Annotated in this window: 13 protein-coding genes and 1 tRNA gene; 9 read left to right on the plus strand and 5 right to left on the minus strand. The window is 68.3% G+C overall.

The features are described from left to right. Positions 1 to 222 precede the first annotated feature (222 nt). Both ACP96_RS10120 and ACP96_RS10125 read left to right on the plus strand, forming a co-directional pair. Positions 223 to 1,020: a pirin family protein gene (locus ACP96_RS10120; RefSeq protein ID WP_050033215.1), complete on the plus strand. Its 798-nt coding sequence runs from the start codon at positions 223 to 225 to the stop codon at positions 1,018 to 1,020. Between the two features lie 65 nt (positions 1,021 to 1,085). Next, positions 1,086 to 1,769 carry a haloacid dehalogenase type II gene (locus ACP96_RS10125; RefSeq protein ID WP_050033216.1) on the plus strand — a complete coding sequence of 228 codons (684 nt, stop codon included), beginning with the start codon at positions 1,086 to 1,088 and terminating at the stop codon, positions 1,767 to 1,769. Between the two features lie 55 nt (positions 1,770 to 1,824). Here ACP96_RS10125 and ACP96_RS10130 read toward each other — a convergent pair whose 3' ends face one another. Together ACP96_RS10130 and ACP96_RS10135 are read right to left on the minus strand one after the other, a co-directional pair. Next, on the minus strand, positions 1,825 to 2,463 hold the full coding sequence (locus ACP96_RS10130) for a protein sorting system archaetidylserine decarboxylase (protein ID WP_050033217.1): 639 nt from the start codon (positions 2,461 to 2,463) through the stop codon (positions 1,825 to 1,827). 2 nt (positions 2,464 to 2,465) lie between these two features. Further along, complete coding sequence (locus ACP96_RS10135; RefSeq protein ID WP_050033218.1) at positions 2,466 to 3,515, minus strand: AAA family ATPase; 1,050 nt, start codon at positions 3,513 to 3,515, stop codon at positions 2,466 to 2,468. Positions 3,516 to 3,938: 423 nt separating this feature from the next. Here ACP96_RS10135 and ACP96_RS10140 point away from each other — a divergent pair, with 423 nt between their 5' ends. The 4 genes from ACP96_RS10140 (at position 3,939) to ACP96_RS10155 (ending at position 8,377) form a co-directional block, all read left to right on the plus strand. Beyond that, a complete protein-coding gene (locus ACP96_RS10140; RefSeq protein ID WP_082222505.1) occupies positions 3,939 to 5,096 on the plus strand; it encodes an ABC transporter substrate-binding protein in 1,158 nt (385 codons plus the stop codon). Positions 5,097 to 5,126: 30 nt separating this feature from the next. Continuing rightward, positions 5,127 to 6,149 carry a carbohydrate ABC transporter permease gene (locus tag ACP96_RS10145; RefSeq protein WP_154020449.1) on the plus strand — a complete coding sequence of 341 codons (1,023 nt, stop codon included), beginning with the start codon at positions 5,127 to 5,129 and terminating at the stop codon, positions 6,147 to 6,149. Beyond that, positions 6,146 to 7,093 carry a carbohydrate ABC transporter permease gene (locus ACP96_RS10150; protein ID WP_050033220.1) on the plus strand — a complete coding sequence of 316 codons (948 nt, stop codon included), beginning with the start codon at positions 6,146 to 6,148 and terminating at the stop codon, positions 7,091 to 7,093. Before ACP96_RS10145 ends, ACP96_RS10150 begins: the two co-directional genes overlap by 4 nt. Positions 7,094 to 7,222: 129 nt before the next feature. Beyond that, a complete protein-coding gene (locus ACP96_RS10155) occupies positions 7,223 to 8,377 on the plus strand; it encodes an ABC transporter ATP-binding protein (RefSeq protein ID WP_050033221.1) in 1,155 nt (384 codons plus the stop codon). A 46-nt stretch (positions 8,378 to 8,423) separates the two neighbouring features. Here ACP96_RS10155 and ACP96_RS10160 read toward each other — a convergent pair whose 3' ends face one another. The 3 genes from ACP96_RS10160 to ACP96_RS10170 form a co-directional block, all read right to left on the minus strand. Next, on the minus strand, positions 8,424 to 9,104 hold the full coding sequence (locus ACP96_RS10160; RefSeq protein ID WP_050033222.1) for a DUF4013 domain-containing protein: 681 nt from the start codon (positions 9,102 to 9,104) through the stop codon (positions 8,424 to 8,426). A 69-nt stretch (positions 9,105 to 9,173) separates the two neighbouring features. Further along, positions 9,174 to 9,590 (minus strand): SHOCT domain-containing protein, encoded by a 417-nt coding sequence (locus ACP96_RS10165; RefSeq protein WP_050033223.1) that lies wholly within the window; start codon positions 9,588 to 9,590, stop codon positions 9,174 to 9,176. Positions 9,591 to 9,673: 83 nt separating this feature from the next. Further along, entirely contained in the window at positions 9,674 to 10,153 is a 480-nt protein-coding gene (locus ACP96_RS10170; protein ID WP_050033224.1) for a DUF192 domain-containing protein, read from the minus strand. A 61-nt stretch (positions 10,154 to 10,214) separates the two neighbouring features. Here ACP96_RS10170 and ACP96_RS10175 point away from each other — a divergent pair. The 3 genes from ACP96_RS10175 (at position 10,215) to ACP96_RS10185 (ending at position 11,984) form a co-directional block, all read left to right on the plus strand. Further along, a tRNA-Val gene (locus tag ACP96_RS10175) sits at positions 10,215 to 10,288 on the plus strand. A 543-nt stretch (positions 10,289 to 10,831) separates the two neighbouring features. Next, a complete protein-coding gene (locus ACP96_RS10180) occupies positions 10,832 to 11,521 on the plus strand; it encodes an HVO_2922 family protein (RefSeq protein ID WP_050033225.1) in 690 nt (229 codons plus the stop codon). Positions 11,522 to 11,528: 7 nt separating this feature from the next. Continuing rightward, a complete protein-coding gene (locus ACP96_RS10185; RefSeq protein WP_050033226.1) occupies positions 11,529 to 11,984 on the plus strand; it encodes a DUF5518 domain-containing protein in 456 nt (151 codons plus the stop codon). The last annotated feature ends 79 nt before the right edge of the window (positions 11,985 to 12,063 follow it).

Below are 12,063 nucleotides of genomic sequence, written 5' to 3' on the forward strand. Positions count from 1 at the left end.
GCGGATCGAGTTCGTAGCTCATGTTACATTCCTGTCTATGTACGGGACGGGTATGAACGTTCTCTGTAACGCATTTTAGTAATATATCTGTTACTACTACTGTTCGATATACACCACTCAATAGGGTTCTAGATCGCTATTTTGAAATAACCATACTTTATCTGTCTATTCTCGGCTACCGGCGACGCGGCCCTTATCAGTGGCGAACTCGTCAGATCGAGTATGACAGCAGACGAGACGGCCGCGGGCGGCGTCGAACCGCTCTCCGGCGAGACGGTCAGACACGGAACCGGCGTGAACTCCGACCGCGCGTTCCCGACGAACGGCCATCCCGACAACCTCGACCCGTTCGTGCTGTTCGAGCGGTTCTACATCGACCCGGACAAGGGGTTCCCGATGCACCCGCACAAGGGGTTCGAGATCGTCTCGTACATGATCGAGGGCGGGATGGAGCACGCGGACTCGCTCGGCGTCGAGCACACCGCCCGCGAGAACGAGGCGATGCGGATCACGACTGGAAGCGGCATCCGCCACTCCGAGTTCCCCGCCGACGGTGAGGCCTGTAACGGGCTCCAGCTGTGGGTGAACCTCCCGCGCGAGGAGAAGGAGGCGGACCCGGACTACGTCGACGCGAGCGCCGAGGAGCTTCCCACAGACGAGCTCGACGGCGCGACCGTCACGACCGTCATCGGCGAGGGGTCGCCGATCGAGCTATACACGCCGATGGAGTACCTCGACGTGCGCGTCACCGACGCGTGGACGTGGGAAGTTCCCGAGGAGTGGTCCGGGTTCCTCTACGGCGTGGAGGGGAGCGGGACCGTACGGGACGCGGGGGCTGACGCGGGCGACGAGACCGGAACCGACGCCCGCCGCGAGTTCGCCGCGGGCGACGTGCTCCCGAACGCGGACGCGAGAGACGTGATCGTCGAGAGCGACGAGGGAGCGGGGCTCCGCTTCGTCGCTGTCTCCGGGCGCCCGCACGGCGAACCGATCCGCCAGCAGGGGCCGTTCGTGCTGTAGCCACCCGCTCGACGGCAGGTGACAAGACGGGGTATGATAACGCGGGACCACGAAGAGACGGCCGAATGCCATTCGATCCGGACCGCGTTCGGACCGTCACCTTCGACTCGTACAGCACCCTCGTCGACGTGGAGGCGGCCGAGGCGGCGCTCGCCGACCGCGTCCCCGACCCGGAACCGGTGTCGCGGCTCTGGCGCTCGCGGTCGCTGGCGTACACGTTCGTCGCGAACGCGATCGACGCCTACCAGCCCTTCTACGAGATGAACCGCGGCGCGTTGACGTACGCGCTGGCGGCTCACGACGTCGATATATCGACCGGAGAGCGCGACGAGATCCTCGCGGTGTACCACGAGCTGGAAGTGTTCGACGACGTGCGGTCGGGGATCGAGCGCCTGCGCGAGGGCGGCTACGAGCCGTACGTGCTCTCGAACGGGAATCCGGAGATGCTCGACTCGATGGTCGAGCACGCCGGGATCGGCGACCTCGTCGCCGGGACGATAAGCGCCGACGAGGTGGAGACGTTCAAGCCGGCGGCCGAGCTGTACCGCCACGGCGCCGCCCGGACGGGGACGCCGATCGACGAGGTCGTCCACGTCACCGCGGGGTGGTTCGACGTGCTGGGCGCGTCGCACGCGGGGATGCAGGCGGTCCGCCTCGACCGGAAGGGGACGCCGTGGGAGCCGTTCGCGGGAGATCCGGACCTCACGGTCGAGTCGATCCACGAGGTTGCCGACGCGCTCGGGGTCTGAGGCGGTCGCTGGCGGCGCCCGAGGACGACCGCGCTCGGCGAGGAAAATCGCGAACTCAGTCTCGGTCCCGTTCGGCGATGATCGTCTCGCCGGCGCGCACCGCGTCGCCCTCGCCCACGAGGAGGTCGCGCTCGTCGACGTCGGCGGGGAAGATCACGTCCGCCCGCGAGCCGAACGAGACGTGGCCGATGCGCTCGCCGCGGTCGACCGCGTCGCCGGGCTCGACCGACGGGTGGATCCGGCGGGCGAACCAGCCGGCGATGACCAGCAGCTCGTACTCGCCGAAGTCGATCGCGACCTGCTCGTTGCGGTCGGACTCCTTGCTGAACGCGGGTCGATTAGCGCCGGGACGGTGTCGCACCTCGCGGACCTCGCCCGCGAGCGGCGCGCGGTTCACGTGCACGTCGGTGACGTTCATGAACACGCCGACGCGCAGGCGCTCGCCCTCCTCGCGCACGACGCTCACGGTGCCGTCGGCGGGCGCGACGACGACCGCTTCGGCGTCGGGCGTCGCGCGATCGGGGTCGCGGTGGAACCAGAGGACGCCGAAGGCGAGCGCGAGCAGCCCGATCCCGACCGGCGGCAGGAACGGGAGCGTCACCGCGGCGGCGAGCGCGGGCGCGAGCGCCAGCCACCACGCCTCGTCGACGACCTCGAACGGAAGGACCGCCGCGAGCGGGGGGTTCCGTCCCATCGTCAGGCCCCCACGGGGTCCCGGAGGTCGGGTCGGAGCTCGGTCCGTCCCGCCGCCCACGCCGCGAGCAGGTGGACGAGGTGAGTCCGGTCGTCGAGTCCGTCGGTCAGATCGAGGTCGGCCTCGCCGGCGAGGACGTGGAGCCGAGCGAGGTCGTCACCCCCGTACTCGGAGCCGGCGCGGGCGACCCGCAGGGTCTCCCGGAGGAGTTCCCCACCGTCGTACCCCCCCTCGTCGAGCAGGTCGTCGAGGGTCGAGCGCGCGTCCTTCAGGTCGCCGGCGCGGGCATCGGCGAGCGCCCCCCGGATCGCGTCGTCGTCGCCGACCTCGCCGAGCGTCTCGTAGGCGGTCGACATGGTGATCTCGCCGCCCTCGACCGCGGTGGCCTGCGCCGAGAGGATCGCCTCCCGGAGGTCGCCGCCGGCCGCGCTGGCGACGAACTCCAGGCCGTCGCCGTCGTAGTCGACGCCCTCGCGGTCGCAGATCGTTTCGAGCACGTCGATCGCCTCGTCGGTGGTCGGCGCGCGCACCCGCACCGGGAAGCAGCGCGAGCGGATCGGCGCGATGAGCTTCGACGGCTGCCGGGTCGCGATCACGAACTGCGTGGTCCGGTGGTGCTGCTCCATCACCCGCCGGAGCGCCTGCTGGAAGTCCTCGCGGATCGCCTCGGCGTTGTCCAAAAGCACCGTCTTGTACTCGCCGGACATCGGCGCGTACGACGCGGACTCCTTGAGCACGCGGTTGATCATGTCGCGTTTCGCCATCCGGCTACGGCCCTGCAGGAACCCCTCGAAGCGGGGGTCGGTCCGGATCTCCTTTTTCGTCCGGCCGAAGAAGTCGGCGACGTTGATCTCGATCAGGTCCGCGTCAGGGTCTTCGTGGGCGGCCCGGGTCAGCGCCCGCGTTGCCGCCGTCTTCCCGACGCCGGGCGGCCCCTGTACGACGAGGTTCATCGGCTCGTCGACCGCGCGCTCCAGTCGCTCGCGGGCCTCGTCCTGTCGGATCTCGTCGAGCGCCGGGGCGTGCGCGTCGATCCACAGCGGTCCCTCCATGTCGCGTCATCCGGGCCACGCGCTCAAGAATCGGTCGGTCCGATTCTCGATTCGGACCGTCGTCGCTCCCGACGGCCCCCTGACACGCCCCTCTCGCGAGACGCGTGGGACAGACACGGGGGCGGGTGGCAGCGCACAGACATTATTAACAATCGGAGTAAATGAACATCAATCGTTAAGTACCGGGAGTGAAGATAAGGATCGTACATGGCACAAGACAGTCCATCCGACGACGAGCGGCTTACGCGTCGCCACTACGTGGCCGGCGCCGGAACTCTCGCGACCGTGGGGATCGCCGGTTGTTCCGGCGGTGGCGACGGCGGTGACGGGAGCGACGGCGGTGACGGGAGCGACGGCTCCGACGGCAGTGACGGTTCCGACGGCTCCGACGGCAGCGACGGCGGAGCGGCCGGCCCGGTCGAAGTGCTTCACGGCTGGACCGGCGGGGACGGTGCCACGGCGGCCGAGGCGCTGGAGGAGGCGTTCAACGAGGCGCACCCCGACACCGATCTCGACATGAACCCCATCGGCGGCGGGGGCAACGAGAACCTCGACGCCGTCGTGGCCAACCGGCTCCAGAGCAGCGATCCGCCGGGCGCGTTCGCCGGCTGGCCGGGCCCGAACCTCGAGCGCTACGAGGGAGCCCTCGGCTCCGTCGACGACGTCTGGGAGGAGAACGGCTTCGAGGACGTGATGGTCGAAGAGGCTACCGACCTCCACCAGCAGGGCGGGAGCTACCGCGCCGTTCCGCTCGGATCGCACCGCCTGAACTGCCTCTTCTACAACGTCTCCGTCGTCGAGGACGCGGGAATCGACGTCGAGTCGCTGGACAGCCCCTCGGCGCTCATCGACGCCTTCGAAACGGTTTCGAGCGAGACCGACGCCGTCCCGATGACCCACGCGATGTCTGGGACGTGGACGACGACGCAGCTGTGGGCCGCCGTGATGCTCGGCGAGAACGGCTATCAGCCGTACATGGACTTCCTGGCGGGCGACGGCGACGAGAGCGCCGTCCGGACGGCGTTCGAGACGACCGCGGAGATGCTGGAGAACCACATCAGCGACGACGCCGCCTCGCTCAACCTGACGCAGTCGAACCAGAAGATCATCAACGGCGAGGCCGCCTTCATCCACCAGGGTAACTGGGCGGCGGGCGCCTTCCGGAACGCGGAGGACTTCGAGTACGGAGACGACTGGGGCTTCAAGACGTTCCCCGGGACGGAGGGGATGTACACCCTTCACTTCGACTCGTTCCTCTACCCGTCGAACAACCCGACGCCGGAGGCCTCGAAGACCTGGATGTCGTTCGCCGGCAGCGAGGAGGCCCAGATCGCGTTCAACCAGTACAAGGGGTCGATCCCGACCCGAACAGACGTGAGCATGGACGAGTTCGGTCCGTACCTCCAGGAGACGGCCGAGGACTTCGCAAACGCGGAGTACCGCCCGCCGAACCTCCAGCACGGACTCGGCGTCACCTCGCAGACGATGACGGCGCTCAACGAGGTCATCTCCTCGAATTTCACCGGGCCGTACAACGTCGACGACGCGACGCAGGGCTTCCTGGACGCGGTGTCGAACTAAGCCCACCAGATGCTCGATTTTTACCGACGATTGCACCGCGCGATCAGCCCATCCTCGGGCGACGGAGACGAACCCCGCACCGACGGTGGCGTCGTGAGCGACGGCGCTGCCTCGGGCCCGGGAGCGGAGTCCGATAGGGGAGCGGTAGAGCGGCTCAAAGCTGCGGTTGACAACCGCTTCGGGGCCGACTTCGTGGAGTCGTCGATCTTCTGGCTCCCGCCGTTCCTGCTGATGGGGCTGTTCGTCTACGGCGCGGTCATCTGGAACCTGCTTATCTCGCTGACCGACTACGAGGGCTTCGCGAACGCACCGGACTACTCGAACCTCGACTTCGAGATGTACACGCGTGCGCTCGCGGACTCCGGCTTCATCGACGCCGCGGTCAACACGCTCATCCTGCTGGTCGCGTTCACGGCTGGGACGCTCGCGGTCGGCCTCCTGCTGGCCATCCTGATCGACAGGGGGATCCGGTTCGAGAACACGTTCCGGACGATCTACCTCCTACCGATGAGCCTCTCGTTCGTCGTGACCGCCCAGTTCTGGCTGTGGATCTACAACTACAACAACGGGATCGCCAACAGCGTCATCGGCGTCGTCGGCCTCGGGCCGGTAAGCTGGCTGGGCAATCAGGACATCGTCCTCTACGCCGTCATCTTCGCGCTGATGTGGCAGTTCTCGGGGTACGCGATGGTCGTGTACCTCGCCGGGCTCCGCGCGATACCGGACGAACACTACGAGGCGGCCAAGGTCGACGGCGCGTCGACCCTGAAGATGTACTGGCGCGTGATCATTCCCCAGCTGAAGGGCGCAACGATCAGCGCCGCCGTGGTGCTGATGGTGTTCGGCATGAAGGCCTTCGACTTCCTCTACTCGCTTGTGGGGGGGTACCGGCCGCCGAACGGCGCCGACATCCTCGCGACGAAGATGGTCCGTGAGGCGTACTCGAACTCCCAGTGGGCGTACGGCGCGGCCATCGCGATCGTCCTCTTCGGGATGGCGCTGGCGGTCATCGGTCCCTACCTCGTCTACGAATACCGGAGGAACAACCTATGAGCGACGACAAACTTCGAACCGACGGAAGCGGCGCGATGGCGACGACGACGAAGCTTCGCCGGAATCTCGAACGGATGACGGTCGAAGACATTGCGCTGTACGTCGTGTTGGTTCTAGCGGCGGGGTTCTACCTCGTCCCCATCGAGTCCGGGCTGGTCACGTCGTTCAAGACAGGTACCGCGATCATCGAAACTGCTCCGTTCGCTCCGCCGGGAGCGTCCGGGTTCACGTTCGAGAAGTGGCGGACGGCGATCGATGCCCTGCTGCGCGGGATGGGGAACAGCCTCCTGTACGCCGTACCGGCGACGATCATCTCGGCGCTCGTCGGGAGCATCACGGCGTACGGGCTGACGATTCCGAACTGGAAGCCGTCGTACAAGGCGCTGGTGCTCGCGCTCATCATCGCGGGCATCTTCATCCCGTACCAAGCGGTGCTGGTGCCGCTGACCCAGTTCTGGTCGCAGTGGGTCCAGCTCGGCGACCTGCTCTCGTTCGTCTGGGCGCTCGGGATCGACGACGACTACGTGGGGATCGTCGAACTGGTGGTCACCCACGTCGCCTACGGGGTCCCGATCTGTACGCTCCTGTTCCGGACGTACTACAAGACGATGAGCGACGAGATGATGGAGTCCGCTCGCCTTGACGGGGCGTCGCTTCGCCGCGTCTACCGGCGGATCGTCCTACCGCTCTCGGGACCGATGTTCGCCGTGGTGCTCATCTATCAGTTCACCCAGATCTGGAACGACCTGCTGTTCACGCTGGTGATCGTCTCGACGGAATCGAGCGCCGCGGCCCCGGTCGTGTTGATCCTCGCGGGCCTCGGGACCTCGATGGAGGGCCAGGACTTCGCGCTCCGGATGGCTGGAGCGTTCTTCGCGGCGCTCCCGACGCTCGCGGTGTACATTCTCTTCGGCGATGAGTTCGCCGAGGGGGTGGCGGCGTGACGCGCACGCCGACGCGGGGCGACGGCGGCGCGATCCGAAGGCGGATGCTCGACGAAGCCGGCGACAGCCCGAGACGGGAGTCGGCGCGACGCGCAAACGACTACTCGACAGCGACCACAACTCAAAGATATGGCAACGCTTGAACTCGACTCAATAACGAAGACGTTTCAGGACGGCGACGAAGAGATCGTCGCGGTCGACGATGTCTCGATGTCGATCGACGACGGGGAGTTCCTCGTCGTGGTCGGTCCGTCCGGCTGTGGAAAGTCCACGACGCTCCGGATGGTCGCCGGCTTAGAGACGATCACCGCCGGCACGCTCAGCATCGATGACCGCGTCGTCAACGACGTGAAATCGCAGGACCGGGACATCGCGATGGTGTTCCAGTCGTACGCGCTCTACCCCCACATGAGCGTTCGGGAGAATATGTCGTTCGGGCTCGAGGAGTCCACGGACCTCCCCGACGACGAGATCAACCGGATGGTGAGCGAGACTGGCGAGATGCTCGGCATCTCGCCCCTGCTCGACCGAAAACCGAGCGACCTCTCGGGGGGGCAACAGCAGCGCGTCGCGCTCGGCCGCGCCATCGTCCGCGACCCCGAGGTGTTCCTGATGGACGAGCCGCTCAGCAACCTCGACGCGAAGCTCCGCGCGGAGATGCGGACGGAGCTCCAGCGGCTTCAGAACGACCTCGGCGTGACGACGGTGTACGTCACGCACGATCAGACCGAGGCGATGACGATGGGCGACCGGATCGCCATCCTCGACGGCGGGGAGCTGCAGCAGATCGCCGAGCCGCTGAAGTGCTATCACGAGCCGGCCAACCAGTTCGTCGCGAGCTTCCTCGGCGAGCCCTCGATGAACTTCTTCGACGTGACGCTCGACGGCGACCGGCTGGTCGGCGACGTCTTCGAGTACCCGATCGGCGACGACGTGCGGGCTGACCTCGGGGAGACGACCGACCTCGTGCTGGGGATCCGCCCCGAGGCGGTCGAACTCGTCGAGGGGGGAGCCGACGTACCGCACGAGTTCGGGATGACTGTCGACGTCGTCGAGCCGATGGGCGACGAGAACACGGTGTACCTCCAGTTCGACCCCGACGCGGACACCGAGACCGGCGCGACGCTCGTCGCGACGATCGACGGGTTCACGCGCGTCAGCGAGGGCGACACGGTGACCGCGCACATTCCGGAGGACGCGATCCACGTCTTCGACCGCGTCACGGGCGAGGCGCTCCACAACCGGTCGATGGAAGACGCCGCCGATCAGGTCGACCTCGCCTGACCGGACGCGAGCCGTTTGGGGTTTTTCCCGCTTTTTCAGAGCCGCCTCACCAGTAGGCGGTCCGATCGACGCCCTCGGCGAGGAGCGCCGCGGCGGCGACGTGGGCGTAGGCGCACCACCCGAGCGCGAGGAGCGCCGCGGCGCTCCGCGCGGCCGTCGCCGCGAGCGCGCTCCACGCGACGACGACGAGCACGGTCGCGCCCACCCACGCGAGGAAGTACGTGCTCGACGCCGTGCCGCGGAGGGCCTCTCGCTGGAGTCCCGCACGGAGCCCGTCTCGAACGCTCACGACGGCCGCCGCCGGGAAGAGGTAGCCGCAGACGACCGTAACGAGCAGCGCGAGGGTCGCGAGGGTCGCGAGGGTCAGGCCCCCCAGCGCGTCCGGGACCGACCCGCTCGCGACGACGTAGCCGGCGGCGACGACGGTAACGGCCGCGGGGAGGAGGAAGACGGCGGCGACGCCGAACAGCCGGCCGGCGAGCCGTCTCGTTCTGGTCGTTGCCAATCGCGGAAACCCGTCGCCCGCGAGGACGCCGCCGAGGAGGCCGAGCCACGCGAGGAGGGGCACGGCGGCGAGCGCGAGCGGCGGCACCAGCGACCAGTCGGGCCACAGCCGCGCCGCGAACCGAACGAGCGCCCCGCAGAGGAGGAGTGCCGCGAGGCACTTCGCGGTGCCGTCCAGCCGGGTTCGGTCGGCGATCGGGTACCGGAGCGCGTCGATGAACACGTCAGGATCTCTCGCCAGCGCCGCGCAAAACGATGACGGTCGCGGTCGAAATCGGGGCCGGAGCCGGGATCACTCCCGGACCCGTTCGACTTCGCGTCGGAGCCCGTCGCGGACGCGCTCGGCGATGTCCTCGGCGTCGCGGTCGGCGGTCTCGGCGTCCTCGGTCTCCAGCAGCCGGTCGAGCTTGCGCTCGAACTCGCGCTCGTCGATCTCGCCGCGGGCGTACCGCTCGCGGAGCGCGCGGAGGGCCGGGTCGTCCGGGGTATTCGCGTCGTCGCCGTCGCCGCCTTGGTCGGGAACCGGCTTCGTCAGCGTGTGGAGGACGGGCAGGGCGACGAACAGCCCGAAGAACCAGACGAGCGGCAGCGACCACCAGAGTCCGGTGACGAGCGGGGCCGCGACGCCGGCGCCGAGGACGAGGACCGCGAAGATCCGCCGCCAGCGGTGGCGGAGGTTCCACGCGATCCGGCGGGGGAGATCGGTCATAGCTCGGTCGACGCCCGCGAGGGGCAAATCGGTTTCGTCGGGAGAGAGGTGGTTCGGTCGCGGACGGCGGGTTCCACCGCGGATCAGTCGAGTTCGAAGACGAGCCGGTCGCCCGGCTCGACGCCGTTGCGCTCGCTCCAGCCGCGCGGCACTTCGAGGACGTACCGTCCCGTGCCGCGGTACCGGGTGTACGGGCGCGAGTCGGGCTCCGCCTCGTGGATCTCGGTGACGGTGCCGTTCGGCGCGACGAAGACGATGTCGAGCGCGAACGCCATGTCCCGCATTACGTAGGCGTGTTCGCCCGTCTCGTCGTGGACGAAGAGCATTCCCTCGTCGTCGGCCAGTTCGTCGGTCGCGGAGAGGCCGACGTACTGCTTCGCGAGGCCGTCGGCGACGCGCGCCTCGACGCTCGCGAGCGATTCGTCGGTCTCGCCGTCGACCGCCTCGACGCTCGCGGTGTCGTAGCCCGCGATCAGGAGAGTCGGGTTCGCCGCGATCGCGGCGGCGAGGAGGAGGGCGAGGGTAACGGAGGCGCCGGCGATCGCGAGGAGGCGGCGGTTCACGGCCGATCCTCGCGCCGCAGAAAGAAACCGTTTTCCGCTCCCGGCGGGTTTGAAACCCTGAGGGCTCGTGGTCTAGCTGGTTATGACGCGGCCTTTACAAGGCTGAGATCGGCGGTTCGAACCCGCCCGAGCCCATACCTGTGGCGAGCAATCCGCGAGCCGCAGGTATGGCGGGGCGGGTTCGAACCCTATCAGTCGCGCGCAGCGAGCGCAGTGAGCGAGCACGTCTGATTCCGGTTCGAACCCGCCCGAGCCCGCATCGTCGGAGAGCTATCTGCGAGCCGCAGGTGCGGCTGCGAGTGTCGATCGGTCGTGGATCGACGTGTTCGATAACTCGACGGTGAGGACCTCCAAAGCCCCAGTCGCGACGACTCGCGCGGCTCGGTGCGCTCCTCGTCACTCGCTTCGCTCGTTCCTGCGGTGCTTCCATCGCCGTGCTTCGCCCTCGCGACTGCCCCTTTGAGTCCCACCCCGACCGCCCCGCACCGCACAGCCTCACGCCTCCCCAGCCTCGTCGGCCGGCGCTTATAAGCGCCGGCCGACTCCCTCGCGCGTGCTACTCGCGGGCCGATGGCCCGCTTGCAGGCACGCGCCACCGCCACACTTGCTTATAAGTGAGACACAGTTTACCAGAATCGGCCATAGCGTTTTGTGCGCTCGCTGTAACGTGTTCCTCGTATGCCCGACGAAACCGTTCACGAGTCGCGGAAATCGCGGAGCCGACAGGCGCTTGCCACCTACTTCCGACGCATCGCGCGGGCGCTCGGCCGCGGAGAGCCGGTCCCCGTCGACGACGCCGGCACGGTGACGGTTGACCCGGCCGCGGAACAGGAAGTCGAGGTCGAACTCGAACGCGAGGACGGGACGGTTCACTTCGAGGTCGAGATGGAGTGGCCGGAGGCAGAGGGCCAGATCGACGACGAGGCCGCCGCGAGCAAGGCGACCTTCGAGCTGTACGCGGACAGCGCCGACGAGTGGCGCTGGCGGCTCCGTCACGACAACGGGAACATCATCGCCGACGGCGGCGAGGGGTACTCAGACAAGCGCGACGCCGAGTCCGGCATCGAGAGCGTTCAGCGGAACGCGCCCGGCGCCCACGTGATCGACGCCTCCCGCGACGAGGAGACGCCGGAGGAGGGCGGCAGCGACGCGACCTTCGAGCTGTTCCGCGACAAGGCGGACGAGTACCGCTGGCGGCTCCGCCACGACAACGGGAACATCATCGCCGACGGCGGACAGGGGTACGCCTCCAAACAGAAGGCGAAACAGGGGCTCAACAGCGTGAAGTCGAACGCGCCCGGCGCGGCGATCGAGGAGCCGGGCGACGACGAAGCGCTTGACGACGAAGAAGAGGAAGAGGAGGAGTAGCCGAGCGATGGTCCCCGACGACGGGTCCTCCACCGACGACGTCGCTTCCCCGGACGCTCGCTCCCCGGACGCGAGCGGCACCGCGTCGAACGACTTCCTCGCGCCCGGAGACGACGCGCCCGCGGACCTGGTCGACGTGCTCGTGTACGGGCTCGTCGGCGGGATCGCCGGCTCGGTGCTGTCGTTCGTCCCCCTCGCCACCGTGCTCGGCGGGGCGGTCGCGGGCTACCTCTGCGGGGGTCGGTCGGCGGACGCGCTCAAGACGGGAACGGTCGCCGGCGTCGTGATGACGCTGCCGTTCGCGGCCGTCGTGGTCTTCCTGCTGTTCTTCCTCGGGATCGCCGGGGCGCCCGCCGAGTTCGGGATCATCGCGCTGCTCGTGGTCGGGCTCGCCGCCGCCTACACCCTCGGCTCCGGGATCGTCGGCGGACTCCTCGGGCACTACCTCCGCGGGCGGCTCTGAGGCCGCTTTCCGCTAGCCCCCCCCTTACCTCGACGCGGACCGCACCGCTTATTCGCCGCCCGTGGCTACCTCGGCCCGG

Origin of the sequence: Halorubrum halophilum (genome assembly GCF_000739595.1) — an archaeon.
GTDB classification, from domain to species: domain Archaea; phylum Halobacteriota; class Halobacteria; order Halobacteriales; family Haloferacaceae; genus Halorubrum; species Halorubrum halophilum.

What these genes read in the sequence shown, in the direction of transcription:
- ACP96_RS10120 (WP_050033215.1), top strand. Translation starts at nt 223, where the DNA reads ATGACAGCAGACGAGACGGCCGCGGGCGGCGTCGAACCGCTCTCCGGC.
- ACP96_RS10135 (WP_050033218.1), bottom strand. Translation starts at nt 3,515, where the DNA reads ATGGAGGGACCGCTGTGGATCGACGCGCACGCCCCGGCGCTCGACGAG.
- ACP96_RS10165 (WP_050033223.1), bottom strand. Translation starts at nt 9,590, where the DNA reads ATGACCGATCTCCCCCGCCGGATCGCGTGGAACCTCCGCCACCGCTGG.
- ACP96_RS10185 (WP_050033226.1), top strand. Translation starts at nt 11,529, where the DNA reads ATGGTCCCCGACGACGGGTCCTCCACCGACGACGTCGCTTCCCCGGAC.
- ACP96_RS10130 (WP_050033217.1), bottom strand. Translation starts at nt 2,463, where the DNA reads ATGGGACGGAACCCCCCGCTCGCGGCGGTCCTTCCGTTCGAGGTCGTC.
- ACP96_RS10155 (WP_050033221.1), top strand. Translation starts at nt 7,223, where the DNA reads ATGGCAACGCTTGAACTCGACTCAATAACGAAGACGTTTCAGGACGGC.
- ACP96_RS10180 (WP_050033225.1), top strand. Translation starts at nt 10,832, where the DNA reads ATGCCCGACGAAACCGTTCACGAGTCGCGGAAATCGCGGAGCCGACAG.
- ACP96_RS10150 (WP_050033220.1), top strand. Translation starts at nt 6,146, where the DNA reads ATGAGCGACGACAAACTTCGAACCGACGGAAGCGGCGCGATGGCGACG.
- ACP96_RS10125 (WP_050033216.1), top strand. Translation starts at nt 1,086, where the DNA reads ATGCCATTCGATCCGGACCGCGTTCGGACCGTCACCTTCGACTCGTAC.